Below are 26,399 nucleotides of genomic sequence, written 5' to 3'. Positions count from 1 at the left end.
TGAAAATGACTCTTGATACATTTTGTAAAAGGTGTTAAAGTGTGAATTATTATAAAAGAAAATGAATATTTATTCTTTAGGGGGATGCAAAATGGAGAAGAAAAAAGTGGTATTAGCATATTCCGGAGGTCTTGATACTTCCGTTGCAATTAAATGGTTACAAGAGAAGAATTATGATATTATCGCGCTTTGTTTAGACTTAGGGGAAGGTAAAGACTTAGCATTTGTAAAAGAAAAGGCACTTTCAGTAGGTGCAATTAAATCATATATGATTGATGTTCAAGAAGAATTTGCAAATGAATATGCATTGATGGCGATGCAAGCGCACACGTTATACGAAGGGAAATACCCTCTCGTTTCTGCGTTATCACGCCCGCTTATCGCGAAAAAATTAGTAGAAATTGCAGAACAAGAAGGGGCGACTGCAGTTGCGCATGGATGTACAGGGAAAGGGAATGATCAAGTCCGTTTTGAAGTTTCTATTCAAGCATTAAATCCTTACTTAGAAGTGATTGCGCCTGTACGTGAATGGAAATGGTCACGTGAAGAAGAAATTGCCTATGCAAAAGAAAATGATGTACCAATTCCGATTAATTTAGATAGCCCTTTTTCAATCGATCAAAATTTATGGGGACGCAGTAACGAATGTGGCATTTTAGAAGATCCATGGGCAGCGCCGCCAGAAGATGCATATGAGATGACATTGGCATTAGAAGATACACCGAATAAACCAGAGTTTGTAGAAATCGGTTTTGAAGCAGGCGTACCGACGACTTTAAATGGTACTGCATATTCACTTTCAGAACTAATTAAAACGTTAAATGCACTTGCTGGAAAACATGGCGTTGGACGTATCGATCACGTAGAAAATCGTCTTGTTGGTATTAAATCGCGTGAAGTATACGAATGCCCAGCTGCAATGACGTTAATCACAGCACATAAAGAGCTGGAAGATTTAACGCACGTAAAAGAAGTAGCGCATTTTAAACCGGTGATTGAGCAGAAAATAACAGAACTTATTTATAACGGCTTATGGTTCTCTCCTTTAAAACAAGCACTTCATGCATTCTTACAAGAAACGCAAAAGAATGTAACAGGTACAGTGCGTGTGAAATTATTTAAAGGTCATGCGATTGTAGAAGGACGTAAATCTGAGTACTCTTTATATGATGAAAAACTAGCAACGTATACTGCCCAGGACGAATTTAACCATGATGCAGCAGTTGGATTCATTTCATTATTCGGTTTACCGACGAAAGTATACAGCCAAGTGAATCAAAAGAAGGTGGAAGCGTGAGCAAACTTTGGGGCGGACGTTTTACAGAAGAAGCAGAAGCATGGGTTGAAGAGTTCGGAGCATCCATCTCCTTCGATCAACAATTAGTAAATCAAGATATAAACGGGAGTATTGCACACGTAACGATGCTAGCAAAGCAAGGTATCGTTACGAAAGAAGAAGCAGAGAAAATAAAGGTGGGTCTTCAATATTTATTAGAAGAAGCGAAACAAAATAAATTACATTTTTCAGTTGAAGCAGAAGATATTCACTTAAACATTGAAAAAATGTTAATTGAACAAATCGGTGAAGTAGGAGGGAAACTTCATACTGGCCGAAGCCGTAATGATCAAGTAGCGACTGATATGCATTTATATTTAAAAGAAAAAGTAGAACATATTATAAAAGCTACAAAACAATTGCAAACTGTTCTTGTTCATCAAGCAGAAAATAATATTGAAACCATTATGCCTGGTTATACGCACTTGCAGCGTGCCCAACCAATTTCATTTGCACATCATATTCTCGCTTACTTTTGGATGTTAGAGCGTGATGTGAATCGCTATGAAGACTCATTAAAGCGCATTAACATTTCGCCATTAGGAGCAGGAGCGTTAGCTGGGACAACATTCCCGATTGACCGAGAATATAGTGCGGAACTTCTTGGATTTAATGGAATCTATGAAAATAGTTTAGATGCAGTGAGCGATCGTGATTTCATACTGGAGTTTTTAAGTAACTCATCTATGCTCATGATGCACTTATCACGCTTTTGCGAAGAACTTATTTTATGGAGTAGCCAAGAGTTTCAATTTATTGAAATGAGCGATCAATACGCAACGGGAAGCAGCATTATGCCGCAAAAGAAAAATCCAGATATGGCGGAACTTATTCGTGGTAAAACTGGCAGAGTATACGGTAATTTATTTAGTTTACTTACAGTCATGAAAGGATTACCGCTCGCGTACAATAAAGACTTACAAGAAGATAAAGAAGGAATGTTTGATACAGTAAAAACAGTAGAAGGGTGCCTTCATATTATGGCAGGCATGCTAGAAACGATGACTGTCAACAAAGAAAAGATGGGGCAAGCTGTAACCAAAGATTTTTCTAACGCAACAGAAATTGCTGACTACTTAGCAAGTAAAGGACTACCATTCCGTCAAGCTCATGAAATTGTTGGGAAGCTAGTGCTACACTGCACACAAAAAGGAATTTATTTATTAGATGTACCACTTGCAACGTATAAAGAAATGAGTTCGTTATTTGAAGAAGATTTGTATGAAGTTCTTTCACCGTATGCAGCTGTAAAGCGTCGTAACAGTGCTGGCGGAACAGGGTTTGAGCAAATTGAAAAAGCTTTGGAGAAGGCGAAGGGATTAATTGTAGAGTTTGTAGGTATTAAATGATGCATAATATAGAAGGTAAGGTGCTTTTTGAAAAGTACCTTACCTTTTTGTATTTAGATTTTTAGGGGAGTATCTATCATTTCATAGTTATGTTTCATAATCATAAAATGATGTTTTTCATGTATCGCTAATAGTTGAATAGATTGAATCAGGTTAGGGTAGTGAGCAATTGGATCTAAAAATACGATATGTCCTGCAATATTTTCTTCTATATTTTGAACGAGCTTTTTTATTTCATCTGTTTCACGTGTAAGTAATTGTTCTAATTCAGTTACATTCATAGAGTGATAGACTTTTTTTGAGGGGATTAAAATCCAAGGAGCTTTCATTCCTTTGCCATGCTTTTCTTTATATTCGGCATAAATGTCATGTATGTCAGTTGCAAATGGGGCATTTCTTCTTAGTTTTGCATAAGGGATAAGAGTGAAAGAGAATTTAATCGCTATTTTGAGCATCTTTGCAATTAAATATAAGTGATAAAAGTGTTCACCAGTAGACCATTTTTTGTCCGCTGTTCTATACCATAGTTCTTCTTGTGATAGTGAATGGAGCTGAGGAAGGAACTCGTTCCTTTGTACATGTAATGTATGAAAATGTTTTGATATATTTTCAGATTTCATATTTTCGTATCCTCCACACTTTTTCCTAATTATAACATTTTTCGTGTGAATGTAAGTAAGCCTAGAGCAATGTGCTCCAGGCTTATAATGTATCGATTAATCATATTTATGTCGATCTTCCGTAATTCGAATATACTCAATATCCATTAAATCTCGTAGTAATGCACCGTTACTTAGTTCAATTCCTTGTGTCTCTTTAAAATGTGCACGAATTGTCTCTAACATTTCAATTTCTTTTCCATTTACATCTAAAATAATACGTTCAGAATCATCCATATAGCATCCTCCTTTTTTAAACATATATATTTTGTCCGTCTATTTCTAAAAAATGTATGTTAACCTAAAGTTAGGAAATAAGAAAGGAATGGAAAATGAGACGTATTTATTTTGTAGGGTTAATTTTGTACACGCTAATCGTATTACACGGTGCATTCCCAACTATCTTTTCATTTGAGGATGTAGAAACAGTACACGTTGGGATATTTATCTTTATTCTATTTGTAGTAGATTGCTGTATTTCGATATGGCTTTCGAAAAGAAAACATGTACAAAATAAAAAAGAAATGGAACGGAAAAAGAGAAAACGTTCCTTTTGGATGATGACATACTGTTTGTCTTTATCGCTTACTGCTGTTTTTTTTAGTGAGCATATTCCATTAGAAAGATTAGATATTGGATTTGGAGCGTTTGTATTTGCATACTATTTTTTCATGCACTTTCTTCCTTATATGAAAGAAAAGCGAGGAGAAGAGGAAGATCCGCTTGTAGAAGAAGCGAGAGAACAAGAGCATAAGAGAATAGAAGAAGACATACAGAAACTCGGAGAACAAAAATGGTATTTAAAATCTAAAATCATATATGTTCTTTGCTTTATCACGCCCCCAATCGGTTATTTGTATGTGTTCTTGCTTCGTAAAAAAATGACAGAAGATGCAAAGCAAACATACTTAACGGTTGCGACAATCATGATGGCATTATGGTCTTTGAAGTTCTTACCGCCATATGTGCTGGCAGTAGCTGTTGTAGTGATTGTTTGTCTTGTGTTTATAGTGAAGTATGTGAAATGAAGAAAAACAAGAGCCTGTGTTATTATGCTAATAGATAGATGAAAGCAAGAAATGTTATACTATAATTTGCTTATTCAGTAATAATAGGAGGGATAATAATGGTTCAATCAATAGTTCATATTGCATTGGTAGTAAAAGACTACGATGAGGCAATAGAGTTCTATACAAAGAAACTAAATTTCACATTAGTCCAAGATATATATCAGCCAGAGCAAAACAAAAGATGGGTAGTGGTATCTCCTCCTGGTTCAGTCGGCACCACAATATTACTGGCTAGAGCATCTAAACCTGAGCAAGATTCCTTTATCGGTAACCAGTCAGGCGGCAGAGTTTTTCTTTTCTTAAATACTGACGATTTTTGGAGAGATTATAATGAAATGATTTCAAGAGGAATAGAATTTGTGAGAGAGCCGAAAGAGCAAGAATATGGAATAGTTGCAGTATTTAAGGATTTATATGGTAATTTATGGGATTTGTTACAACTAAAAGATAACCATCCAATCGCTCAAAGAATTAAGTAGAATACAGTTTAAACTTGATTAAACAATCAATTGACAAATGAGGATTTTAAAATCCATGTCGTGAAAAAAAGGAGTGAATTACCCACTCCTTTTTTCTTTTCTTATCATTGTTTAACAACATGTATTTATCGTTCATTCGAGCCTCAAGCTTCATTTCCCTTATCCTTCAGTAAAACATGTGGACTTGGTGTTTTATTTATAAATTAAAGATCACCTTGCTCCTCATCACCACGAACAACAAGGACATCGCATTTCGCATAGCGAATAATATGTTCAGAGACGCTACCAATTAGGAAACGCTCAACAGCATTTAAACCAGTTGCACCACACATAATTAAATCCACTTTATTGTTTGGAGCGATTTCTTTTGAAATTTTAGATTTAGGATTACCGAATTCTAATACAGTTTCAATTTTTTCAAGGCCAGCTTCAAGTGCAGTTTTTTTGTAGTCTTCTAATAAATCTTCTGCAAATAGATTTGCACGTTCAGCAATTGCACGGCTATAAGCTTCTACTGCTGAGTATGCTTTTACATCAACGATATGAGCAATTGTTAATGTTGCATTGTTTCGTTTAGCGACTTGAATTGCTTTTTTAAAGGCTTTTTCTGCTTCTTTAGAACCGTCCACCGCGATTAAAATATTTGTATATGTATTATTCATAGTAAATTCCTCCCAATCATTTTTATTACCGTTTACAACTTTATTATAAAACAAATTTTGGTAATGTGCTTGTCGGAAACGTTACAGAATTTTGAAAACTTTGTTTTAATTCATTTTAGTTGTAATTGGTGCGAGAACTTGTTACATATGAAGTATAGCAATTTAAAAGGAGGCATGTTTGTGAGACACGCGCTCATTACAGCCGGTACGAAAGGTTTAGGAAAGCAAGTAACAGAAAAGCTATTGGCTAAAGGATATTCAGTAACAGTAACATATCATAGCGATATAGCGGCTATGGAAACGATGAAAGAAACATATAAAAATATGGAAGAGCGTCTACAATTCGTGCAAGCGGATGTCACGAAAAAAGAAGATTTACATAAAATAGTAGAAGAAGCGATAAGCCGTTTTGGCAAAATTGACTTTTTAATTAATAATGCTGGTCCATATATATTTGAACGAAAAAAGTTAGTTGATTATGAAGAAGACGAATGGAATGAAATGATTCAGGGTAATTTAACAGCGGTGTTTCATTTGTTGAAACTTGTCATTCCTGTTATGAGAAAACAAAACTTTGGCCGTATTATTAATTACGGATTCCAAGGAGCAGATAGCGCACCGGGATGGATTTATCGTTCAGCTTTTGCGGCAGCGAAAGTAGGACTTGTTTCATTAACGAAAACAGTTGCTTACGAAGAAGCAGAATATGGTATCACTGCAAATATGGTATGTCCTGGTGATATTATTGGTGAAATGAAAGAAGCGACAATTCAAGAAGCGCGTCAGTTGAAAGAACATAACACACCAATCGGTAGATCTGGAACAGGTGAAGATATCGCAAGAACGATTTCGTTTTTATGTGAGGACGATTCCGATATGATTACCGGTACAATTATTGAAGTAACTGGTGCAGTAGATGTTATTCATAGACATCGATAGAGCGAAATAAAGTGAGGTTTCGAATAATTGGACAGTTTATCTTGTACGCTGAGAAGCGCAGATAATACTGTCCTTTAATATAAAATTAAATCTATCGGAAAACTTGTATTATTTTTTGTCAAATATTGAGATATTATGTTAAAATATAAGAGCGTAGAAAGCGCTTTAAAAAATGATTCAGGGGTCATTTCATAACTCAAGGGGGAACTAATAATGCGTATCGGTATTCCAACAGAAATTAAAAACAATGAAAACCGCGTGGCAATGACGCCAGCGGGAGCAGTACATTTAGTACACAATGGTCATGAAGTTTTTGTTCAAAAAGGAGCAGGTATAGGATCAGGCTTTACAGATGAAGAATACGTACAAGCTGGTGCGAAACTTGTTGAAACTGCTGAAGAAGCATGGAATCAGGATATGGTTATGAAGGTAAAAGAGCCAGTTGCAAGTGAATATGGTTATTTCCACGAAGGTTTAATTTTATTCACATACTTACACTTAGCTCCAGAACCAGAATTAACGAAAGCATTAATTGATAACAAAGTGGTATCAATTGCATACGAAACAGTGCAATTAGACAATCGTTCTTTACCATTACTTGCACCTATGAGTGAAGTAGCTGGTCGTATGTCTGCACAAATCGGTGCACAATTCCTTGAGAAAAACAAAGGTGGTAAAGGTATTTTACTTGCAGGCGTTCCAGGGGTAAAACGCGGCAAAGTAACAATTATCGGCGGTGGTCAAGCTGGTACAAACGCAGCGAAGATTGCAGTAGGTTTAGGTGCAGATGTAACAATCATCGACTTAAGTGCAGAACGTCTTCGTCAACTAGATGACATTTTCGGTAACCAAGTAAAAACGTTAATGTCTAACCCATACAACATTGCAGAAGCTGTAAAAGAATCTGACCTTGTGATTGGTGCGGTATTAATTCCAGGTGCAAAAGCGCCAAAACTTGTAACAGAAGAAATGATTCAATCAATGGAACCAGGTTCTGTCGTTGTAGATATCGCGATTGACCAAGGTGGTATTTTCGAAACAACTGACCGTATTACAACTCACGACAACCCAACTTACGAAAAACATGGTGTTGTTCATTATGCAGTTGCTAATATGCCAGGTGCGGTTCCACGTACATCAACTCTTGCATTAACAAACGTAACAGTACCATATGCAGTACAAATTGCGAACAAAGGCTACAAAGATGCTTGCTTAGGTAACACTGCATTACTAAAAGGTATTAACACATTAGACGGATATGTAACATTCGAAGCAGTTGCAGAAGCACACGGCTTACAATACGCTGATGCGAAAGAGCTTCTTGAAAAAGCTCCTGCTTTATCATAATAGAAATACATGTAAGCCCCTCCTTTTGTAAGGAGGGGCTTTTTATTTGAGTTAATTGTCTAGTTTCTTTACAATTTTCAATCCGAACATCATTGTAAAGAAAAGAATGCCGAATAAGTAATACAAGGCATACTCAACTCGTATCATCGAATTTTTGTCAGTGATATATAAAATAAATAGTATCGCAGAACCGATTAAATGAGAGAGGCCGAAAATTTGCGCCATAAGTTTTAAACTCATCTTCTCGATTCTTTCATCCATTTCAGGTAATGGATACTTCTCGGGAGCGCTCTTTTTTTTCTTAAAGAATATTCGTTTCACTACGAATAGTATCAAGGCTAAGAGTATGTATACGCCAGTGAATAGAAGAACAGAACTAATCTTTTCTTCATCATTACTATTGAAATAAAGAAAAGTTGAACCTAACAATAAAATGGTAAGATGCGAAATGAACTCTTGATTAAAAGTATTTTTCATTCTTTTTCCTCCCCAGTTTTATCTAATTGAAATAAATCTTCTACTTTACAGTTGAAAAACTCACATAATTTCAATGCTAATTCTAAACTTGGGTTGTATTTGTTTTTTTCGATAGCGATGAGGGATTGTCTAGTGATTTGAACAGAGGAAGCTAATTGTTCTTGGGTGATGTCTCTAACGACGCGGAATTGTTTCACCTTATTTTTAATCAAATATACAAAGTCTCCTTTTTGTAAAATTGTTACATTTATTATATCCATTTTTAGGTAATAAGTAAATAAAACTTTACAAAAAGTAAACAAAACTTTACGTGAAATATAGCTTGTTATGATGTTGTTTTTTGTGATAATTTGGAATTGAATGAAAAAATAAGTCAAAAGAGGGGGATTGGATGGGAAGAACTATGGAAACAGTAAATCTATTAGAGTTAACACAAGATATTAAAGATCAACATAAAAACTTCGTCGTTTCAAATATAAATAATCATTGCTTACGAATCGCTGTATTTACTGGTGAATATGATTGGCACTATCATTCTAATTCGGATGAATTATTTATTGTATTAGAGGGAGAACTACTTATCGATTTTGAAGATGGAGAAACAGCGGTTTTAAAGCCGAATGATTCGATCTTAATTCCAGCATGCACGATTCATAGAACGAGAGCATTAAAGAGAACAGTAAATCTTTGTTTTGAAAATATAGAAGCTGATACGATTAAAGTGGAGCAATTATGAAAAAATTATCTGTAGCCGAGTATAGAAAAATCATTCCGATTTTAGAAAGTAATACAAGAACGACGACGTTTGCTTATGCGGTATGTGACCAAGTGATAGATGGTGAGATTTTTGCCAACGAGAAGTTAACAGCAGGATTAATTCGTACAGCTAACGGTATCTATTATTTATTTGGTGATACGGATGATCAAAATTATAACGAAGATTTATTTATGTATTTAAAAGTGGCTATTGAAAAAACAGAGAAGAGATTTACACTCTTCACTTCAATTGAAGAGTGGGAAATAATGATTGAAGGGCGTTTTAGTAATGTACTTCGGAATATGCCGCGAATGAAATTCCAAAGAGACATTTCTGAAGAGAGAAAACGAGATGCAAACAAAAATACATATGAAGTGAAGCGTATTGATAAAAGTGATATAGAACGAAGCAGTGAATTTACAGAGGAGTACTACAAAGAATATTGGGGATCAAAAGAAATGTTTTTGAACGGTGGTTTTGGATTTTGTATAGAACAAGATGGGATGATTATAGCTGAATGCGTCTCAATATTTAGAGGGAATAGTTTTGCTGAAATTGATATTGCAACGCATAAAGCATATCAAGGGAAAGGATTAGCTCAAGCTGTTGCAACGCGGTTCATTGAACATTGCATGCAAAATGATATTACACCGTGCTGGGATTGTTATGTAGATAATATTCCTTCGCAAAAATTAGCTCGTAAATTAAGCTTTCATAATCCAATAGAATATAGATTGTTTGTACGGAAGAAAACGGGGGAATAAAAATGAATGTGGAGTTAACGAGATTTAAAGTGAAGCAAGGTAAAAGTCATCGTGTAGATGAATGGATGCAGCTTCTTAATGACAATATGAAAGAAGTGCTTTTGACACTAAACGACGAAAAGATGTACGTTGAGACAATTTTCCGGGAAATAAGAGATGGAGAAGAGTACTTATATTGGTATTCTGTGCAAGGAGAAGGCGGGGCTCTTGTCGAAAATTCTCATCATGAAGTTGATAAAAAGCATTTGGAATTTTGGTATGAGTGTATTGATGAAGAAGCACCCTCTGTTGATATGAAAACAGAAGTCGTTATGATTCAAGATGTTGTGAAGGAAGCGATGAAATAATAGAATAGTATGTTGGAGAGAAGCGCATCAAAATAGATGTGCTTTTTTATTTTGAAAAAAATTATAGAAAAGCTGTATACATTTTACGCTCTCAAACGTTGAGTATATAGAAAGGAGAGCAGGATGAGCTATGATACGTTTGAAACATTATTAATAGAGAAGTCAAAAGCTGTGTTTGGATATTTAATTAAGATTGGAGCAGATAGAAAAGAAGCAGAGGATATTGTGCAAGATACGTTGTACAAAGCTTTATTACTTATGGAGGAAATACCGTTAGAGCATTTAACACCGTGGCTCTTTAGAGTTGCGATAAATCAGCACCGAGATTTACACAGGAAAGAAAAAAGACTAAATCCCATTGCGATTGAATCTGTCGTTCTTATTGGTCAAAAGTCGTTAGATGAAGTGCTTTTAACAAGTGAATTACAAGGTGAGGTACAAGAAACATTGGAGACGATGACGGAGGATTATCGTCATATTTTACTGTTGAAATATGAATATGAACTATCTTATAAGGAAATTGCCATTTTATTAAGTATGAAAGAAGAAACAGTGAAAACAAGTTTGTACCGTGCAAGAAATCAATTTAAAAAATTGTATAGGAGGAGAAACGATGAGTCGGAAGGACTTTGATTTGAATATGGATGATAAGCAGATGAAAGTTTTGATGAAGAGAGCGAAGCGGAAGCAACTTTGGAGAAATTGGCTTATTTCTATTTGTGCGTCCATTATTGTTATAGTAAGTTTGTTTTTGGGAGCAGCTTACTTTTCTCAGCAAACGTTTAGAAAAATGGAAAGAGAAATGAATGCACTACATAGGGTTCAAGGGCCTAATATCCGTTTCAGCGGAAGCATGTATTTAAGCCTTGGTATGACAGGAAGTACAGTAATATATAACTCTTATAAAAATATAGCCGGTCAACCAGTGAAATGGGTAAATGATATATACGAATCTGGTATATGGGATTATAGTATGAAACACTACAATGGTGAGCTTGTTAGTTTAGATGAGGAAAAAAGAGGTGAAGAGGCTGTTACGATACCAGATTATAATGTGCAAACAATGCAAAGGGAAATGAGGTTTTATTTACCTTTCGTTACTTATAAAAATTATGTAGATGACTTGAAAAATATTGGGGATTTGCAAAATAAAGTTGCAGAAGTAGCCTTATCTTTTGATAAATCGTATACAGCTGAACAAATTACTGAGATGCTTCCGAAAAGTGTACAGCCAGTTTGGTTTTGGGTAGATACATATAATGAACAGAAAAGTGATTCTTATGTAGGGTTAAAAGATCCTAAAAATGGCGCAATATTAAATGCGGAAATGGCTAAAAATGTTTTTGGATTTGAAGGAAGTTATGCAAAAGTAAAAGAAGATGTGAAAAACGATTTAACAATAAACTCAAAAGAGTTTCTATACCAAATGAAGTATTTAGCAAAAAATAGTGAAGGTATACCAAGTGATTATTTTGAACAATATTATAAAGAAATAAAAAACACCAAACCAAAAGACTTACCAATATACGGTGTAGTTGTAACAGGCAAAACAGAGGATTTACAAAGTTTACAAGGAGCACCATATATTAAGGCGGCTGTTAGAGGTGTAACAGTTGAGAAATATTAATCACAAACGATTAATGTGAATAATCAGAAAATTTATGTTATAATATGGGAAAAGGAGGTTCATATGAGGCAAATACATGGAGCAATTTATATTTACATAACAATGTTTTTCGTGGCTATATCTTATGGATTAGGGCACGTGTATTCGCATCCTATACTAACTTTTTTAAGTGGAGCATGTATGGCGTTTGCGCTTCTTGTCCACCTTTTCTCAGTTTGGATCGTGAAATTTCAATTAAATATTAGTGAAATAGAAGAAGGCACTTTTTAAGTGGCCTTCTTTTTTTAATAATATTTTGGAAGCTCTTGTAGCAATTTTTCAATTTCGCATTCGGTTTCTTTACATATAGACAGTGTACGTAGTCTAAAAAATAAGCCACGTAAGAAAGATTTTATATTTCCGTATAAGTACTCATACGATTTAATATGTAATGTTTGTTTTTGGGCGGGTAATTGAGCTACTAAATCATGAAGGGCTAATATGAGAGCCTCTTCCTTTAAACCATTTTGTAGCATTGAGACAATCGGATAAACGAGGCGCTCGTCTTCTTCATATTTGTAGTAAATAGAATGGACACAAACTTTGTTTAATAAAGTTTGTAATATTTCTTCGTAATATAAAGTTTCCAGCTTAGGACTACGAACGAGCGCCTCAAATGTATCAGAAGCATGAGCGATACTATGTGCCCAGCCGTGGTCTTGAACATATCCACGGAAATCATGTTCATTGTTCATATATAGAATCAATTGATCTTTTACAATTAAAATATCATTCTGTGATAAGAAATTATATTTTGTATCAGCATCAATAATGAGCGCAAGTAATAATGTCGTAAATGCGCGGGTAAATACAGCATCTTCGTCATCCGAATGAATGCTATACAATAAATATTTTTCACTAATGCTTTCTAATAATAGTTTCTGTAATTGTGTGTGTGAAATGTAGTCCTTTTTGATGAGATGATAAAAAGTAGAGTAGATGAGTTTGTCTCTTAAATAGCTATCAGTAACACCGATATGTTTAAGCATATTTGAACTTAAAGCATCAATGTTAATTGTGTTATCCATTATGTAATTATTATTACGAATTTCTTCTAACTGTTGTTGTAACATATAAACCTCCTGTTTTAGAAAATTCTGTATTTTTATAATATAATAAGAGGAAGAAATAGACAATAAATAAATGCTTTTGAATGGAGGGGTATTATGAAGAGAGCATTATTCTTTTTTATTACTATTTTCTTTTTAGGGAGTTGTTCAATTTGGTATGTTACTTTTTCTAGCGAGAGCAAAAGTTGGACGGGACAATATAAGGGCCATATTAAGGACGACAGTGAAGATGGAGTGTTTACGTTTCAGTATAAGGGCGGAGATGGGAATACAGAATTTAAGAATTTAGAGATTGCTATTAATGGAGCCTTTAGCACAATGACACAAACGTCAGAAGTTCATAAAGGAGCAAAGGTTGAAATGAAGTCTTCTTGTGTCAGTTGTGCGCCCCTATCCAAAGATGAACCGATAGAGGTTGTGATTAAATGGGATGATAAGTATGAGGAGAAGATGGTGTTAAATTTGAAATAGCCTAGAGTAAGGAGTTAAAAATGAATAGGCATATGAAAAAAATAATGTTTTTAAGTTTATTTCTAATCATATTATCAGCGTGCACTACAAAACAAGTAGAGGTAAAAAAAGTACCTGAAGAAGGGTATGTCATAGTAAGAAATGACACGGTATTTTTCGTCAATGATAAAACGTATGAAACAAAAATAGAGTTACAAAATTATATAGAACAACAAATGAATAAAGAGTATCCATCACATATAGTTTTGAGCTTTAAAGATAAAGGTGCATATAAACAGTTAAAAACAGGGGATAAAATAAAAGTATGGACTTCTCAAACGCTTGAAAGCTATCCAGCAAAAATGATTGTAGAGAAGTTTGAAATATTAGAGAAACAGAAAAAGGCAGCAATCACGCTGCCTTTTTTCTTATTTCACAAATTGTAATTCTTTCGGGAACTTCGTTAAAATTTCTGATCCGTCTTTTGTGATATAAATATCATCTTCAATACGAACGCCACCTACGTTTGGTACGTAAATACCTGGCTCGATTGTGAAGACCATACCTTCTTTTAATGGAGACTCGTTACCAGCTTTCACATCTGGATATTCGTGTACGCTAATTCCAAGTCCGTGACCAAGGCGGTGCGGGAAGAAGTCGCCGTAACCTGCATCTGCGATCACAGAACGAGCAGCGTTGTCGATTGCGCCAAGTGTAACACCTGGTTTACATGCTTCAACTGCTTGTAGTTGTCCAGCAAGTACAGTGTTATAAATGCGAGTTTGTTCTTCTGAAAGTTCACCGAATGCTACTGTACGTGTAATATCAGAGCAATAACCTTCAATGATTACGCCTAAATCAAATAGTACGAAATCGCCGCGTTTCATTTTGTTTGCACCTGGAATACCGTGTGGAAGAGCAGAGTTTGCACCTGCTAATACCATCGTATCAAATGACATTTTATGTATGCCCTTTGTTTTTAATTCGTGTTCAATAATTGCTAGTACTTCTAGCTCGCTACGATCTTCTTTAATTGCATTTACACCAACTTCAACAGCGTAGTCCGCCATTTTAGCTGCTTCACGTAAAATAGAAAGTTCTTTTTCATCTTTAATTAAACGAAGTTCGCGAACTTTTTCTTCAGCTGATTTGAAAGCTGCATTTGGGAATAGTTTTGTTAATTCTTCGTAACGTTCTACGTTTAAATGTTCTTTTTCAATTGCAACTGCGTTTGCATTGATGCCGCGGTCTTTAATTGCTTTTGCAATCATATCCCATGGTCTGTCAGTATCAGTAAATCCGATAATTTCATGTGCCCAGCCAGCGTTACGCGCTTGACCTTCTTCCATTTTAGGACAAATTAAAATAGGCTCTTTTTCTTGGAATACAAACATACCAAGAAGTCTTTCGTGTGGTTCACAGTGGAAGTTTGTCATGTAGAAAACGTTTGGTGTAGAAGTTAAGAACGCAGCTTCTACGTTTTTTTCTTTTAGCCATTGCATTAAATTTTCTAATCTAGCATTCATCGATTGGCACCCCCGAGATATTTAATTACAAATATAACTTTACATCGGAGGAAAGCGTTATGACAAGTAAATAGATGTTAGAAAAGACAGGGAATTTAAAAATCATGTAGAATAAAAAGTGAGAATGTGAATAGGGGAGGAATGTAGTAATGAAAGTATCTTATCACGGGCATTCAGTTGTAAAGATTGAAACGAATGGAAAAGTGATTTTAATTGACCCATTTTTAACTGGAAATCCTACAACAGATTTAAAGGCTGAAGATGTTAAAGTAGATGCGATTCTTTTATCGCATGGACATGGTGATCATGTTGGAGATACAGTAGAGCTTGCGAAGAAAAATAATGCAGTTGTTGTGGCACCATTTGAACTAGCGACCTTTTTAAGTTGGCAAGGTGTGAATACACATCCGATGCATATTGGTGGTTCGCATGAATTTGACTTCGGAAAAGTGAAGTTTACACAAGCATTCCACGGTTCTAGTTATATTGATGAAGAAAATAAGACGATTACATATACAGGTATGCCAGCAGGAATTTTATTTACAGCAGAAGAGAAAACTGTGTACCATGCAGGAGATACCGCTCTATTCTCTGATATGAAATTAATTGGGGAACTGAACAACATTGATCTAGCATTTTTACCAATTGGTGATAATTTCACAATGGGACCAGAAGATGCTGTTTTAGCAGCAAAATGGGTTCAGGCGAAAACTGTTGTACCGATGCATTACAATACGTTCCCAGTAATTGAACAAGATCCACATCAATTTGTAGAAAAGCTACAAAATTGTACAGGGAAAGTATTAGAGGCTGGAGAAAGTATTACACTATAGAAAAGAAACCCTTCATTTGAAAAGACAAGTGAAGGGTTTTTTACGTGTGTAGGACAGCTTTTAAAGTTTGTACTTGTTTTGGTGATTCTTTTCTTTTTGGAAGTGGTTGTTCAGGAGTTTCATTCAATTCCATTGCAACTTTTTTCCCGTCTACGAAAGCTAAAAATACAGCACCTACAACTTCTAATAATTTTTTCATCATGTATCCGCTCCTTTGTTTCATTTCTTGTCTTCATTGTATATTGAAGCGGCTGGACAAACTATCGAACGAGATGACAATACCATTACATTGTTGTAATAGAAGAAGTAGTATAATGTAAGGCGTATTTTGTTATAAAAAAAATAGTACAGACATACAAAGAGAGAGTGTAACAGTTTTGAAAATATAGTATACTAAAAATACAACACATGAAGAATTTAGGGAAAAGAAAGTATGGTGAAACCATTTGGCTACCAAGCATAACCAAATTTTAGAACATATTAATGGCCTGCCAGTAGGGCATAAAATTTCTGTAAGGCAAATTGCGAAAGATTTGAGTGTAAGTGAAGGGACAGCTTACCGGGCAATTAAAGATGCAGAAAATAAAGGATATGTTAGTACAATTGAACGTGTCGGAACAATTCGAATTGAACAAAAGAAGAAAGAGAATATTGAAAAACTGACATATGCAGAAGTCGTTAACATTGTCGATGGTCAAGTACTTGGGGGCAGAGAAGGACTACATAAAACGTTAAATAAATTCGTAATCGGGGCAATGAAATTAGAAGCGATGATGCGCTATACAGAAGCTGGAAACTTACTTATTATCGGTAACCGTACGAACGCACATCAATTAGCGCTAGAAGCCGGAGCTGCGGTATTGATTACGGGTGGATTTGATACGGAAGATCATGTGAAGAAATTAGCAGATGAATTAAAACTGCCGATTATTTCAAGTAGTTACGATACATTTACAGTTGCGACGTTAATTAACCGTGCGATTTACGATCAGCTTATTAAGAAAGAAATAGTACTCGTTGAAGATATTTTAACGCCAATTGAAGAGACGTTATATTTAAAGCCGAATGATACAGTACAGCAATGGCATGCGTATAACGAAGAGACGATGCACGGAAGATATCCAATTGTTGATGAAAACAAAAAGGTATTAGGTATTGTAACTTCAAAAGATATGATCGGTGTAGCGAAAGAAACACCAATTGATAAAGTGATGACAAAACATCCAATTACGGTAAATGGAAAAATGTCTGTCGCGGCTGCGGCACGTATGATGGTGTGGGAAGGTATTGAGTTACTGCCTGTTGTTGATGAAGGAAATAAACTGCAAGGTATTATTAGCCGTCAAGATGTACTTCAGGCGTTGCAAATGATTCAGCGTCAACCACAAGTTGGGGAAACAATCGATGATATTGTAACGAATCAATTCATGACACCAAAAGAAGCAAAAAATGAACATCTATATCAATTTTCAGTGACGCCGCAAATGACCAATTCAATCGGAACGTTATCTTACGGTGTATTCGCAACGATTGTGACGGAAGCAACGAATCGCGTTATTCGTGCGCAAAAGAAAAGTGATTTAATTGTTGAGAACTTAACAATTTATTTCGTAAAACCAGTTCAAATTGACAATGTTGTATCGGTTCATCCGAAAGTATTAGAAATTGGACGTAAATTTGGTAAGGTGGATGTAGAAGTACATCATGAAGGCAATGTTGTCGGGAAAGCATTACTTATGGTGCAGTTGATCGATAAATAAAAAGATGGAGCAAGCCGCTTTGGTTTGTTCCATTTTTTTTTAAGAACGCTATAGTAGGGAGTTTTTAAATGTAGTCAGCAACTGAATCTATCACGTTCTGTTTCATATTTATAAGTAGGGGCACGCAATCACTTGAAGATGCTTGAACAATAATTGTTGAGGTGTCGAATGGGAGTAATAGTTCTTGTTTTAGGGGTAGTATTTGCAATAACTTTTCATGTGTTAACACATAGAAGAATGGATTCAAATAAAAAGAAATTGTATGTAGTGAGTTTGGTTTTCGCTATTATTTGTTCCTCTATCCTTACAACTGGAGAAAATAAGAGTGATTTTCTTTACTTTGGTATACCAGCAGAAAATTTCATTTATTATGGTGGATGGGAAATTTCGTTTAATCCATTAGGTTTTTTCTTTAACTTTATTTGGTTTTGAAGTTAATACTTAAGCTACGTAAGAGTTCGGATAAAGAAGTGAAAAAATAGAAGGATATGTATCAATGTGGATAGAAAATTGGTTGTTAGTCGATTACGCTACTAATCGTTAAAAGATAACAATCGTGGAGTTGGATAGGGAAATGATTCTTCACTATATGAACTAGGGGGAAAAGAATGGATTTTCACACTAAAGAGCAGTTATGTAAGCAATATAATTTAAATAGTCTTACGAAAGTTTCATTGTTGCATGGGGGAGAAAATCAAACATATATATTCGAATCGGGCAAAAATAAATTTGTAGTTAGGCAGTATAGAGAAGGACGTTATATAGCCGAGCAAATAGAGGCTGAAATACATTGGTTAATAGCGATGCAAAAACAAATGTTAGTACCAGAAGTAGTTGCAAATAAAAATGGTGATTGGATCACATCTGTTATGAAAGATGAGGGAAGTATTCGGTATTTTGTTGTCTTTAGGTTTATAAACGGAAGTGAAATTTTAGAACCAAGGGATAAGGACTATGAAAAACTTGGGTCACTAATGCGAATGTTTCATGAAAAAACAAATGAAGTGCTCAAAAGAGTGCCGCAAACTTGGAGAGGTTACGAAAGGCCAATATATAGTGAGCAAAAGCTAATCCACGAGCCTTTACAGCGATTACTAAATGCTTCATTTCTATCGCATGCTGATAAGCATAAATGCATGAAAATTGCAGAAAGAATACAAGAGCTCACAAATTCAACTCAACTAGGAGAAAAACAATTTGTTCATGGTGATATGCACTTTGGTAATGTTCTTGTAGACAAAGAGGATTGGTATTTACTTGATTTTGATGAATGTGGATTTGGGTATAAAGAGTTTGATATTGGTGTTCCGAGATTACATTTAATTGCTTCGGGACAGTTAGAAGACATATGGGGGAATTTCATGATGGGATATGGGGAAAATATTTCGGAAGCAGCCATTCGACTTGGGACTGCCTCAAGAATTTTTTATATGGCGGGAAAGATTCCGTTAAGGCTTGATATCGAGCCTATTAGAAAAGATCCTGGTGCTTTTATTAGGCGATATGTTCAGTACGCTGAAGAGGAATTATGTGGTGAGACAATTGTATAACTAAAAAACAGAATATTAATTCAATTAGGTTTTATACTATGTTATAATTATATTGTAATAAAATGGATTTTGAGAAGGTGGTATGCATTATGTCATCAGCAGTGCTCTTTTTTGGTGGAATCGCACTATTTTACTTTCTTGTGATGATACCGTTTCAATATTTATACTTACAAGGTTTACATGAAAAAAAGAAACGAACAGGATTATCTCAGCGAGAACTGTATGAAAAAATGTCTTTTGAGGAAGAACAATTACATTTTCACGTACAAGGAAATCCCTTTAATATACCATCTGCGTTTGTCGCATATATGATTTTAAAAGTTAGGGGACGTAAAAAAGCATCACAATATTGATGCTTTTTTTACGTTGCTTCAGACAGATTCAGCTTCTTCAACGGCTAATGGTAAGAAATGTTTGTATTGGCGAAATCCATTAAATACACTTGCACTACCAAATAGAACAAATAAAACACCAACGATAATACGAGCGGTTGAAAGTTCTAAAAAGAATTGGTTTATCCCGAAGAATAAGACGAATGAACCGAGTGCCATTGCGGATTTTCCTGAGAGCCAACCTTTCTCCATTGGGCGGTTTGTACGAAAGTATTTTGTTTTGTAGAAGAGGTACAACATAAATGAGACGATAATACAGAAGACTAATACTGGCATAATGCACACTCCCATCGCTTTATGAAAAATAATAGTGGAGAAAAAAGAAATATCTAAACTTTCTAACTTTTATTATAAAGCAATTGTTCGCATGTATGAAATACTTTCCGTTATAATGGAAGATAAAGTGAAGAAGTTGAGTAAAAAGGAGATTATACATATGCATGAGCAAATTTTAGGAGCAATTAAAGAGTTTGATACAATTATTATTCATCGTCATGTACGTCCAGATCCAGATGCGTTAGGTTCACAGGGTGGTCTTGGTACCATTCTACAAGAATCGTTTCCAGAGAAAAATATTTATACGGTTGGGTATAATGAGCCGTCACTAGCATACTTACGAGTAATGGATGATATTGAAGATAGTGTATATGAAAATGCACTTGTTATCGTATGTGATACTGCGAACCAAGAACGTGTTGACGATCAACGCTATGCAAAAGGGAAGATGTTAATTAAAATTGACCATCATCCGAATGAAGATCCGTACGGAGATATTACGTGGGTAGATACGACAGCAAGTTCTACAAGTGAAATGATTTATGAGTTTTATAGTTATGGAAAAGATAAAGGATTACAGATAACAAAAGAAGCAGCTCGTCTTATTTTAGCGGGTATTGTTGGGGATACAGGTCGTTTCTTATTCCCGAATACAACAGCGAAAACACTTCGTTATGTAAGTGAACTTGTTGATATGGATGTGAAATTCACAGATTTATACAATGAAATGTATAAGACGAAAGAAAAGATTGCTCGTTTGAACGGCTATATTTTACAAAACTTTACGATGGTAGAAGAAGGAGCAGCTTACATTAAATTAACGAAAGAAGTATTAGAAAAGTTTGATGTACTTCCTTCTGAGGCATCTGGCGTTGTTGGAGCACTTGGTAATATTGATGGATTAAAGTCGTGGGTTCTATTTTTAGAGGAAGATGATGTGATTCGTGTTCGTCTTCGCTCAAAAGGACCAGTGATAAATAAATTAGCAATGCAATATAATGGCGGAGGGCATCCGATGGCTTCTGGTGCAAAAGCATCTTCTTGGGAAGAAGCGGATCGTCTTTTTGCTGATTTATGTGAGTTGTGTAGATAAAAAATTGTATATTGAACGAAAAAAGAAGGAGGGCGTTTAAGCCCTTCTTTTTTTGTTTTTAAATTTAAATATCAATAAATAGGGATTTTTTGTTATTTATGAGATTAATTTGATGGAATAATAAAAAACTCCCAAAATCGTCTTTTTTTATGTTTTAATGGGGAAGAAGCTAACAAATACAAATCAACACTCACTTTGAACTATTAATTTGATGGGGGAATGTATATGCATCATAATTTTAGACATCGATTCCGAAGGAAAAATAATACTCTGAACAAAACTACTTCATTTAAGGATAAAACATCATCATTTCCAGACCACATATCTCCCCAAGTAGAAAGCATGCAAAAAAAATATGAAGAAGCTGAAGAGCAAATCGCTCATTTGAAAAATATTATTTTTCATCAAGAAAGATTATGTTTAGTAGGCAGGTTTGCTGCTGGAATAGCTCATGAAGTAAGAAATCCTTTAACGATTATAAAAGGTTTTATGCAATTATTACATAAAGATTTGGAGAGGATCGACAAAAAGGATTATGCGGAGATGGTTATTTCTGAAGTGAATCGTGCGAATCATATTATTGAAAATTTTTTAACCGCTGCAAAATTCAATGAATCCTCAAAGAAGAAAGTGTACTTAAAACAGTTCTTTGCAGAAATTGATGCACTAATACAAAGTGAAGCTTTATTAAGAAATATTCAAATCTCTATAAATCTTGAACAAGTGGAACCAAATTGTGCTACGCAGATGGATTCTCAAGAGATAAAGCAAGTATTCCTCAATTTACTAAAAAATAGTGTTGAAGCGATTGAAGATAGTCCCAATAAGAATGAAGGGTATATTTGTATCAAGGTAATTCAAAAAAATGAATATATCAAGATTAGTATAAATGATAATGGAAAAGGAATGGATGACGCAGTTTTAACAAATTTGTACACCCCTTTCTTCACAACGAAAGAGGAGGGAACGGGATTGGGTATGGCTTTATGTAGAGAGATTATACACAATCATAATGGGAAGATAGAGGTTGAGAGTGAAGCAGGAGTAGGGGCAAGGTTTGATATATATTTGAATCGTTCTGAATAGGTTGAAATAAGCGTCTAATGACCTATTAGTAAACCCAGAAATATAAAGAGAACGTAGGGGGGAAATGCAATATCTAGTGGAACCCTCATGACGAGAATAAAATAAAAAGCCCCTCCATTTATCGAGTTATATGTGTCGATAAGGTGGAGGGGTTTTATTTTTCTTTTTCTATAGCAATGCTAATTTCAAGCACGGTATCAAAAGATATTGTATCGACTTTAAATCGGTATAGACGATCGTAATGTTTATACGTTTTATTTTCGATTGCTTTTTTGAGCAGGTCTTTATTTTTTGCGATACTTTGTATGTTTTTCGTTAAAAGGTGCTGGAGGTCATTATGAATAGAAGTGGTCATATTTTCGAGTGTAAGATTGTCTAAATCGTATTTTTCTCGATTGATTATTTTTATTTTAATCTCTTGAATAGTTAAGAGTCGTTTATTTTCTGTATTCAATTTTTCTTGATCTTCGAGAAGGACGTGGAGCTTTGCTTCTTGTTTTTCTATAATTTCTCGTTGCTCTGCTATTTTACTAGCTTGTTCTTCTTGAAAAACACCGTATATGTACAAAAAAATAAACCAGCTCAATACGCCTCCAACAGCAGCACCAGCTAAAACTAAATACCATTTTTTTGCTGTATTGGCACTTGGTACTCTCATACATGTTCCTGCGTTAGCCATTTAATAATAGTAAGACCTGTTTGCATACCACCCGTTGCGAAAAAAATAAGGAGAATTTGTTTTACGATATCTTTCATATCTCCGCCAAAGAAACTTCTTTCAAAGCTATAAAAAGTATCAAATGTTCCGCCAATTGCTGCAACGAGTGCCCAAATCCTTAAATTTTGGGCGAATTGATTAATGTAGGTTAGAGTTGGTTTTCCGATAAGAAATGCACCAAATCCGCCAATTAATGAACCACCGAGTATAACCCCAAAGGCAATAAAATAACTAATAATAAGCAGAGAGAAAAAAGTGTGTTCTCTTACATCCATCGTCATTCCCCTTTCTTCTTCATATATATGGACAAAGTATAAGAAGTATGTTTTGATTTCCGCTTTCCTCATCACCTATAATAAAAGTAGTCAAATTGGTAAAGAGAGGGTACAACAGTGAAGTTTGTGCATTTACAATGTCAAACCGTTTTTAGTTTATTAAAAAGTGCTTGTAAAATTGATGAGCTTGTAGTCAGGGCGAAAGAACTTGGTTTTTCATCACTCGCTATTACGGATGAAAATGTTATGTATGGCGTTATTCCGTTTTATAAAGCATGTAAGAAACATGGTATACAGCCTATTATCGGCTTAACAGCTTCTATTTTTAGTGAAGAAGATGAAAAGTCTTATCCGCTTGTTTTACTTGCTGAAAATGAAATAGGCTATCAAAATTTATTAAAGATTTCTAGTAGCATTATGACGAAGTCAAAAGAAGGTATTCCGAAAAAGTGGCTTGCCCATTATGCGAAAGGATTAATTGCTATTTCGCCAGGTAAAGATGGAGAAATTGAACAATTATTATTAGAAGACAAAGAGAGTGAAGCTGAAGAAGTAGCTCGCATGTACCAAAGTATGTTCAGCAATTTTTATATGAGTTTGCAGCATCATGCGATTCAAGATGAACTGCTTTTGCAAGAGAAATTACCTGCATTTATGAGTAGGATAAATGTTCCAGTCGTTGCAACAAACGATGTACGCTACATCAATCAAAGTGACGCACTTGTTCATGAGTGCTTATTATCTGTTGAAAGTGGATCGAAAATGACGGATCCAGATAGACCGAGGCTGAAAACAGATCAATATTATTTAAAATCATCAGATGAAATGGAAGCACTATTTTCTCACGTAGAAGAGGCGATTTACAATACAGTAGAAATTGCAGAACGTTGCAGAGTAGAAATACCGTTTCATGTAAATCAATTACCGAAATTTCCTGTTCCAGCTAACGAGACGAATGATATGTATTTACGCCGTGTTTGTGAAGAAGGATTGCAGAAACGTTATGGTACGCCGAAAGAAGTACATATCCAGCGTTTAAATCATGAATTAAACGTTATTTCTAGTATGGGGTTTAGCGATTATTTCCTCATTGTATGGGATTTTATGAAGTATGCGCATGAGAATCATATTTTAACAGGACCAGGACGTGGATCGGCAGCTGGCTCACTCGTTTCTTACGTATTAGAAATTACAGATATTGATCCGATTGAATATGATCTATTATTTGAAAGATTTTTAAACCCCGAACGTGTGACACTTCCAGATATTGATATCGATTTCCCAGATATAAGACGTGATGAGATGATTCGATATGTGAAAGATAAATATGGTCAGCTTCGTGTTGCACAAATCGTAACGTTTGGGACACTTGCAGCAAAAGCGGCAATTAGAGATATTGCGCGTGTAATGGGGCTTCCGCCGCGAGATATTGACATATTCTCAAAACTTATCCCATCAAAGCTTGGTATAACGTTAAAAGATGCATATGAGGAGTCGCAATCACTCCGTGAGTTCATACAAGGGAATCTTCTTCATGAGCGTGTGTTTGAAATTGCAAAACGTGTAGAAGGCTTACCACGTCATACGTCTATTCATGCAGCTGGCGTTATTATGAGCCAAGAGCCGTTAACAGGAAGCGTTGCAATTCAAGAAGGGCATAACGATGTGTATGTGACGCAATATCCAGCTGATGCATTAGAAGAACTTGGTTTGTTAAAGATGGACTTTTTAGGATTACGTAATTTAACGTTACTTGAAAATATTATAAAGTTTATCGTGAAAAAAACGGGGACACAAATTGATATAAGAAATTTACCACTTCAAGATGAAAAGACGTTCCAATTGTTAGGTAGAGGGGATACAACAGGTGTATTCCAGCTTGAATCAGGTGGTATGCGAAATGTACTTCGTGGGTTAAAACCGAATGAATTTGAAGATATTGTCGCTGTTAACTCGTTATATAGACCAGGACCAATGGAACAAATTCCGACCTTTATTGAATCAAAGCATGGAAAAAGAAAAATTGAATATTTACATCCGGACTTAAAGCCGATTTTAGAAAGAACGTACGGTGTAATTGTATACCAAGAACAAATTATGCAAATTGCGTCGAAATTAGCAGGATTTTCGCTCGGAGAAGCAGATTTATTACGCCGTGCAGTGAGTAAAAAAAATCGTGATATTTTAGATCAGGAACGTAAGCATTTTGTGCAAGGGTGTTTACAAAATGGTTATGACGAGACATCTGCAGAGAAAATTTACGATTTAATTGTAAGATTTGCGAATTACGGTTTTAACCGAAGTCACGCAGTTGCCTACAGTATGATTGGATATCAGCTTGCCTACTTAAAAGCGAATTATACGCTGGAATTTATGACAGCACTATTATCAAGTGCAATTGGAAATGAAGATAAGATTGTGCAGTATATACGAGAAACGAAGCGAAAAGGTTTTCACGTTTTACCGCCATCTCTTCAGAGGAGTGGTTACAATTTCCAAATAGAAGGCAATGCGATACGTTACAGCTTGCTTTCCATTCGAAACATCGGAATGGCTACAGTGACAGCATTACTTGAAGAACGAGAGAAAAAAATATTTGAAGATTTATTTGAATTTTGTCTTCGCATGCCATCAAAGTTTGTAACAGAGCGAAATTTAGAGGCGTTTGTCTGGTCTGGATGTTTTGACGATTTTGGTGTTTCGAGAACAAATTTATGGAAAAGCCTTAAAGGAGCGTTAGAGTACGCAAATCTTGCACGTGATTTAGGAGATGCTGTTCCGAAATCGAAATACGTACAAGGAGAAGAGCTCTCTTTTATTGAACAGTTAAATAAAGAAAAGGAAGCATTAGGCTTTTATTTATCAAGCTATCCGACAGCGCAGTATGTAAAGTTAGCGAAAGAATTAGAAATTCCATCTCTCGCTCAGGCGATGCGGCATAAGAAAAAAGTACAAAGAGCAATCGTGTATATAACCAGCGTGAGAGTAATTCGTACGAAAAAGTTGCAAAAGATGGCGTTTATTACATTTTGTGATCAAAATGATGAAATGGAAGCAGTTCTTTTCCCTGAAACGTATATACATTTCTCAGATAAGTTACAAGAAGGTGCAATTGTATTAGTTGACGGCATGATTGAACTTAGAAATCATAAGTTGCAATGGATTGTAAACGGGCTATATCCGTTAGAAGAAATGGATGTGTATGAAGAAAAGAAAGACGCATCTGTTTACGTGAAATTGCCGTCTCAGTATGAGAAAAAGTTGTTAAATCAGGTTACTAAAATATTGTTTGACTATTCGGGTTTTGCGAAAGTACTAATTTATTATGAAAAGGAACATAAAATGGTACAATTATCACGAAGTTTATCGATTCATCCAAGTGAAGAATGTTTAGGAGCACTTCGTGAAATTGTCGGGGAAGAAAATGTGGTTGTGAAAATATAATGGACAATTTCCCTACACTTCGATTATTATAGTAGTAGTGTTCGTGGTCAGACCACTTGGAGAAATTGATATCA

The 26,399-nt window shown here is 35.1% G+C and carries 32 protein-coding genes and 1 pseudogene; 22 read left to right on the top strand and 11 right to left on the bottom strand.

All coding sequences use genetic code 11. From position 1 onward, the window contains the following. Positions 1 to 91 precede the first annotated feature (91 nt). A complete protein-coding gene (locus tag MR115_RS09595) occupies positions 92 to 1,297 on the top strand; it encodes an argininosuccinate synthase (protein ID WP_000412317.1) in 1,206 nt (401 codons plus the stop codon). Then, positions 1,294 to 2,685, top strand: coding sequence for an argininosuccinate lyase (gene argH / locus MR115_RS09590; protein ID WP_097865062.1), 1,392 nt, complete (start codon positions 1,294 to 1,296; stop codon positions 2,683 to 2,685). Before MR115_RS09595 ends, argH begins: the two co-directional genes overlap by 4 nt. A gap of 53 nt (positions 2,686 to 2,738) precedes the next feature. Here the strand turns inward: argH and MR115_RS09585 are convergent, their stop codons facing one another. Next, positions 2,739 to 3,305, bottom strand: coding sequence for a DinB family protein (locus MR115_RS09585; RefSeq protein ID WP_097865061.1), 567 nt, complete (start codon positions 3,303 to 3,305; stop codon positions 2,739 to 2,741). 96 nt (positions 3,306 to 3,401) lie between these two features. After that, positions 3,402 to 3,581 (bottom strand): ProA domain protein, encoded by a 180-nt coding sequence (locus tag MR115_RS09580; protein WP_141438533.1) that lies wholly within the window; start codon positions 3,579 to 3,581, stop codon positions 3,402 to 3,404. Between the two features lie 95 nt (positions 3,582 to 3,676). Between MR115_RS09580 and MR115_RS09575 the strand changes: the two genes are divergently transcribed. Then, a complete protein-coding gene (locus tag MR115_RS09575; protein WP_097865059.1) occupies positions 3,677 to 4,372 on the top strand; it encodes a hypothetical protein in 696 nt (231 codons plus the stop codon). Between the two features lie 98 nt (positions 4,373 to 4,470). Beyond that, positions 4,471 to 4,893, top strand: a complete 423-nt coding sequence (locus MR115_RS09570) for a VOC family protein (RefSeq protein WP_063260720.1) — start codon at positions 4,471 to 4,473, stop codon at positions 4,891 to 4,893. Between the two features lie 203 nt (positions 4,894 to 5,096). Here the strand turns inward: MR115_RS09570 and MR115_RS09565 are convergent, their stop codons facing one another. Beyond that, on the bottom strand, positions 5,097 to 5,555 hold the full coding sequence (locus tag MR115_RS09565; RefSeq protein WP_001066674.1) for a universal stress protein: 459 nt from the start codon (positions 5,553 to 5,555) through the stop codon (positions 5,097 to 5,099). Between the two features lie 147 nt (positions 5,556 to 5,702). Between MR115_RS09565 and MR115_RS09560 the strand changes: the two genes are divergently transcribed. Together MR115_RS09560 and ald are read left to right on the top strand one after the other, a co-directional pair. After that, complete coding sequence (locus tag MR115_RS09560) at positions 5,703 to 6,494, top strand: SDR family oxidoreductase (RefSeq protein WP_097865079.1); 792 nt, start codon at positions 5,703 to 5,705, stop codon at positions 6,492 to 6,494. A gap of 213 nt (positions 6,495 to 6,707) precedes the next feature. Beyond that, positions 6,708 to 7,841 (top strand): alanine dehydrogenase, encoded by a 1,134-nt coding sequence (gene ald / locus MR115_RS09555; protein ID WP_061677019.1) that lies wholly within the window; start codon positions 6,708 to 6,710, stop codon positions 7,839 to 7,841. A gap of 51 nt (positions 7,842 to 7,892) precedes the next feature. Here ald and MR115_RS09550 read toward each other — a convergent pair whose 3' ends face one another. Both MR115_RS09550 and MR115_RS09545 read right to left on the bottom strand, forming a co-directional pair. Beyond that, complete coding sequence (locus tag MR115_RS09550) at positions 7,893 to 8,318, bottom strand: hypothetical protein (RefSeq protein WP_097865058.1); 426 nt, start codon at positions 8,316 to 8,318, stop codon at positions 7,893 to 7,895. Then, positions 8,315 to 8,578 (bottom strand): helix-turn-helix transcriptional regulator, encoded by a 264-nt coding sequence (locus MR115_RS09545; protein WP_141438532.1) that lies wholly within the window; start codon positions 8,576 to 8,578, stop codon positions 8,315 to 8,317. Before MR115_RS09545 ends, MR115_RS09550 begins: the two co-directional genes overlap by 4 nt. Positions 8,579 to 8,721: 143 nt before the next feature. Here MR115_RS09545 and MR115_RS09540 point away from each other — a divergent pair, with 143 nt between their 5' ends. From MR115_RS09540 to MR115_RS09515, 6 genes are all read left to right on the top strand, one after another. Then, positions 8,722 to 9,054, top strand: coding sequence for a cupin domain-containing protein (locus tag MR115_RS09540; RefSeq protein WP_097865078.1), 333 nt, complete (start codon positions 8,722 to 8,724; stop codon positions 9,052 to 9,054). Further along, positions 9,051 to 9,839: a GNAT family N-acetyltransferase gene (locus tag MR115_RS09535; RefSeq protein WP_097865056.1), complete on the top strand. Its 789-nt coding sequence runs from the start codon at positions 9,051 to 9,053 to the stop codon at positions 9,837 to 9,839. The genes MR115_RS09540 and MR115_RS09535 overlap by 4 nt, the downstream gene beginning before the upstream one ends. Positions 9,840 to 9,841: 2 nt before the next feature. Beyond that, complete coding sequence (locus tag MR115_RS09530) at positions 9,842 to 10,186, top strand: DUF6176 family protein (RefSeq protein ID WP_071724280.1); 345 nt, start codon at positions 9,842 to 9,844, stop codon at positions 10,184 to 10,186. A gap of 123 nt (positions 10,187 to 10,309) precedes the next feature. Continuing rightward, a complete protein-coding gene (locus MR115_RS09525) occupies positions 10,310 to 10,819 on the top strand; it encodes an RNA polymerase sigma factor (protein ID WP_097865055.1) in 510 nt (169 codons plus the stop codon). Further along, positions 10,800 to 11,813, top strand: a complete 1,014-nt coding sequence (locus MR115_RS09520; RefSeq protein WP_097865054.1) for an anti sigma factor C-terminal domain-containing protein — start codon at positions 10,800 to 10,802, stop codon at positions 11,811 to 11,813. Before MR115_RS09525 ends, MR115_RS09520 begins: the two co-directional genes overlap by 20 nt. Positions 11,814 to 11,876: 63 nt before the next feature. Then, positions 11,877 to 12,083, top strand: a complete 207-nt coding sequence (locus MR115_RS09515; RefSeq protein WP_001248905.1) for a hypothetical protein — start codon at positions 11,877 to 11,879, stop codon at positions 12,081 to 12,083. Positions 12,084 to 12,097: 14 nt separating this feature from the next. Here the strand turns inward: MR115_RS09515 and MR115_RS09510 are convergent, their stop codons facing one another. Next, positions 12,098 to 12,925: a DUF2785 domain-containing protein gene (locus tag MR115_RS09510; protein ID WP_097865053.1), complete on the bottom strand. Its 828-nt coding sequence runs from the start codon at positions 12,923 to 12,925 to the stop codon at positions 12,098 to 12,100. Positions 12,926 to 13,018: 93 nt separating this feature from the next. Between MR115_RS09510 and MR115_RS09505 the strand changes: the two genes are divergently transcribed. Both MR115_RS09505 and MR115_RS09500 read left to right on the top strand, forming a co-directional pair. After that, positions 13,019 to 13,393 (top strand): hypothetical protein, encoded by a 375-nt coding sequence (locus MR115_RS09505; RefSeq protein WP_141438531.1) that lies wholly within the window; start codon positions 13,019 to 13,021, stop codon positions 13,391 to 13,393. 20 nt (positions 13,394 to 13,413) lie between these two features. Continuing rightward, on the top strand, positions 13,414 to 13,818 hold the full coding sequence (locus MR115_RS09500) for a DUF3221 domain-containing protein (protein ID WP_097865051.1): 405 nt from the start codon (positions 13,414 to 13,416) through the stop codon (positions 13,816 to 13,818). Here MR115_RS09500 and pepQ read toward each other — a convergent pair. Continuing rightward, on the bottom strand, positions 13,801 to 14,898 hold the full coding sequence (gene pepQ / locus MR115_RS09495) for a Xaa-Pro dipeptidase (RefSeq protein ID WP_061677028.1): 1,098 nt from the start codon (positions 14,896 to 14,898) through the stop codon (positions 13,801 to 13,803). The two genes, MR115_RS09500 and pepQ, sit on opposite strands and share 18 nt — an antisense overlap. Positions 14,899 to 15,047: 149 nt before the next feature. Here pepQ and MR115_RS09490 point away from each other — a divergent pair, with 149 nt between their 5' ends. Continuing rightward, the gene (locus tag MR115_RS09490) at positions 15,048 to 15,731 is read left to right on the top strand and encodes a metal-dependent hydrolase (protein ID WP_097818362.1); all 684 of its coding nucleotides are present in this window, start codon (positions 15,048 to 15,050) and stop codon (positions 15,729 to 15,731) included. A gap of 40 nt (positions 15,732 to 15,771) precedes the next feature. On the opposite strand, the gene MR115_RS09485 is transcribed toward MR115_RS09490, so the two are convergent. After that, on the bottom strand, positions 15,772 to 15,933 hold the full coding sequence (locus MR115_RS09485; protein WP_000976299.1) for a hypothetical protein: 162 nt from the start codon (positions 15,931 to 15,933) through the stop codon (positions 15,772 to 15,774). 244 nt (positions 15,934 to 16,177) lie between these two features. On the opposite strand from MR115_RS09485, the gene MR115_RS09480 reads away from it, so the two are divergent. The 4 genes and pseudogenes from MR115_RS09480 (at position 16,178) to MR115_RS09465 (ending at position 19,394) form a co-directional block, all read left to right on the top strand. Beyond that, on the top strand, positions 16,178 to 17,491 hold the full coding sequence (locus MR115_RS09480; RefSeq protein WP_000201565.1) for a CBS domain-containing protein: 1,314 nt from the start codon (positions 16,178 to 16,180) through the stop codon (positions 17,489 to 17,491). 168 nt (positions 17,492 to 17,659) lie between these two features. Next, positions 17,660 to 17,973: pseudogene (locus tag MR115_RS09475) on the top strand (hypothetical protein). 126 nt (positions 17,974 to 18,099) lie between these two features. Continuing rightward, entirely contained in the window at positions 18,100 to 19,041 is a 942-nt protein-coding gene (locus tag MR115_RS09470) for a phosphotransferase enzyme family protein (protein ID WP_097818361.1), read from the top strand. 89 nt (positions 19,042 to 19,130) lie between these two features. Beyond that, positions 19,131 to 19,394, top strand: a complete 264-nt coding sequence (locus tag MR115_RS09465; protein WP_141438530.1) for a DUF3949 domain-containing protein — start codon at positions 19,131 to 19,133, stop codon at positions 19,392 to 19,394. Between the two features lie 18 nt (positions 19,395 to 19,412). On the opposite strand, the gene MR115_RS09460 is transcribed toward MR115_RS09465, so the two are convergent. Further along, positions 19,413 to 19,709, bottom strand: coding sequence for a YtpI family protein (locus MR115_RS09460; protein WP_001144772.1), 297 nt, complete (start codon positions 19,707 to 19,709; stop codon positions 19,413 to 19,415). 160 nt (positions 19,710 to 19,869) lie between these two features. Here MR115_RS09460 and MR115_RS09455 point away from each other — a divergent pair, with 160 nt between their 5' ends. Beyond that, positions 19,870 to 20,802 (top strand): DHH family phosphoesterase, encoded by a 933-nt coding sequence (locus MR115_RS09455; RefSeq protein WP_218011656.1) that lies wholly within the window; start codon positions 19,870 to 19,872, stop codon positions 20,800 to 20,802. A gap of 225 nt (positions 20,803 to 21,027) precedes the next feature. Continuing rightward, a complete protein-coding gene (locus MR115_RS09450; RefSeq protein WP_170956881.1) occupies positions 21,028 to 21,888 on the top strand; it encodes a two-component system sensor histidine kinase NtrB in 861 nt (286 codons plus the stop codon). Positions 21,889 to 22,042: 154 nt separating this feature from the next. Here the strand turns inward: MR115_RS09450 and ytrI are convergent, their stop codons facing one another. Beyond that, positions 22,043 to 22,546 (bottom strand): sporulation membrane protein YtrI, encoded by a 504-nt coding sequence (ytrI, locus tag MR115_RS09445; protein ID WP_088028354.1) that lies wholly within the window; start codon positions 22,544 to 22,546, stop codon positions 22,043 to 22,045. Beyond that, positions 22,543 to 22,956, bottom strand: coding sequence for a sporulation membrane protein YtrH (ytrH, locus tag MR115_RS09440; protein ID WP_073516695.1), 414 nt, complete (start codon positions 22,954 to 22,956; stop codon positions 22,543 to 22,545). Before ytrH ends, ytrI begins: the two co-directional genes overlap by 4 nt. 42 nt (positions 22,957 to 22,998) lie before the next feature. On the opposite strand from ytrH, the gene dnaE reads away from it, so the two are divergent. After that, positions 22,999 to 26,325 carry a DNA polymerase III subunit alpha gene (dnaE, locus tag MR115_RS09435; RefSeq protein ID WP_097865047.1) on the top strand — a complete coding sequence of 1,109 codons (3,327 nt, stop codon included), beginning with the start codon at positions 22,999 to 23,001 and terminating at the stop codon, positions 26,323 to 26,325. Positions 26,326 to 26,399: the final 74 nt, after the last annotated feature.

This window comes from Bacillus cereus group sp. BfR-BA-01309, from assembly GCF_022664315.1.
Lineage (GTDB): Bacteria > Bacillota > Bacilli > Bacillales > Bacillaceae_G > Bacillus_A > Bacillus_A mobilis.
Note: the sequence above shows the minus strand (reverse complement) of the source record. Positions and strands in the feature narration are given on the sequence as shown.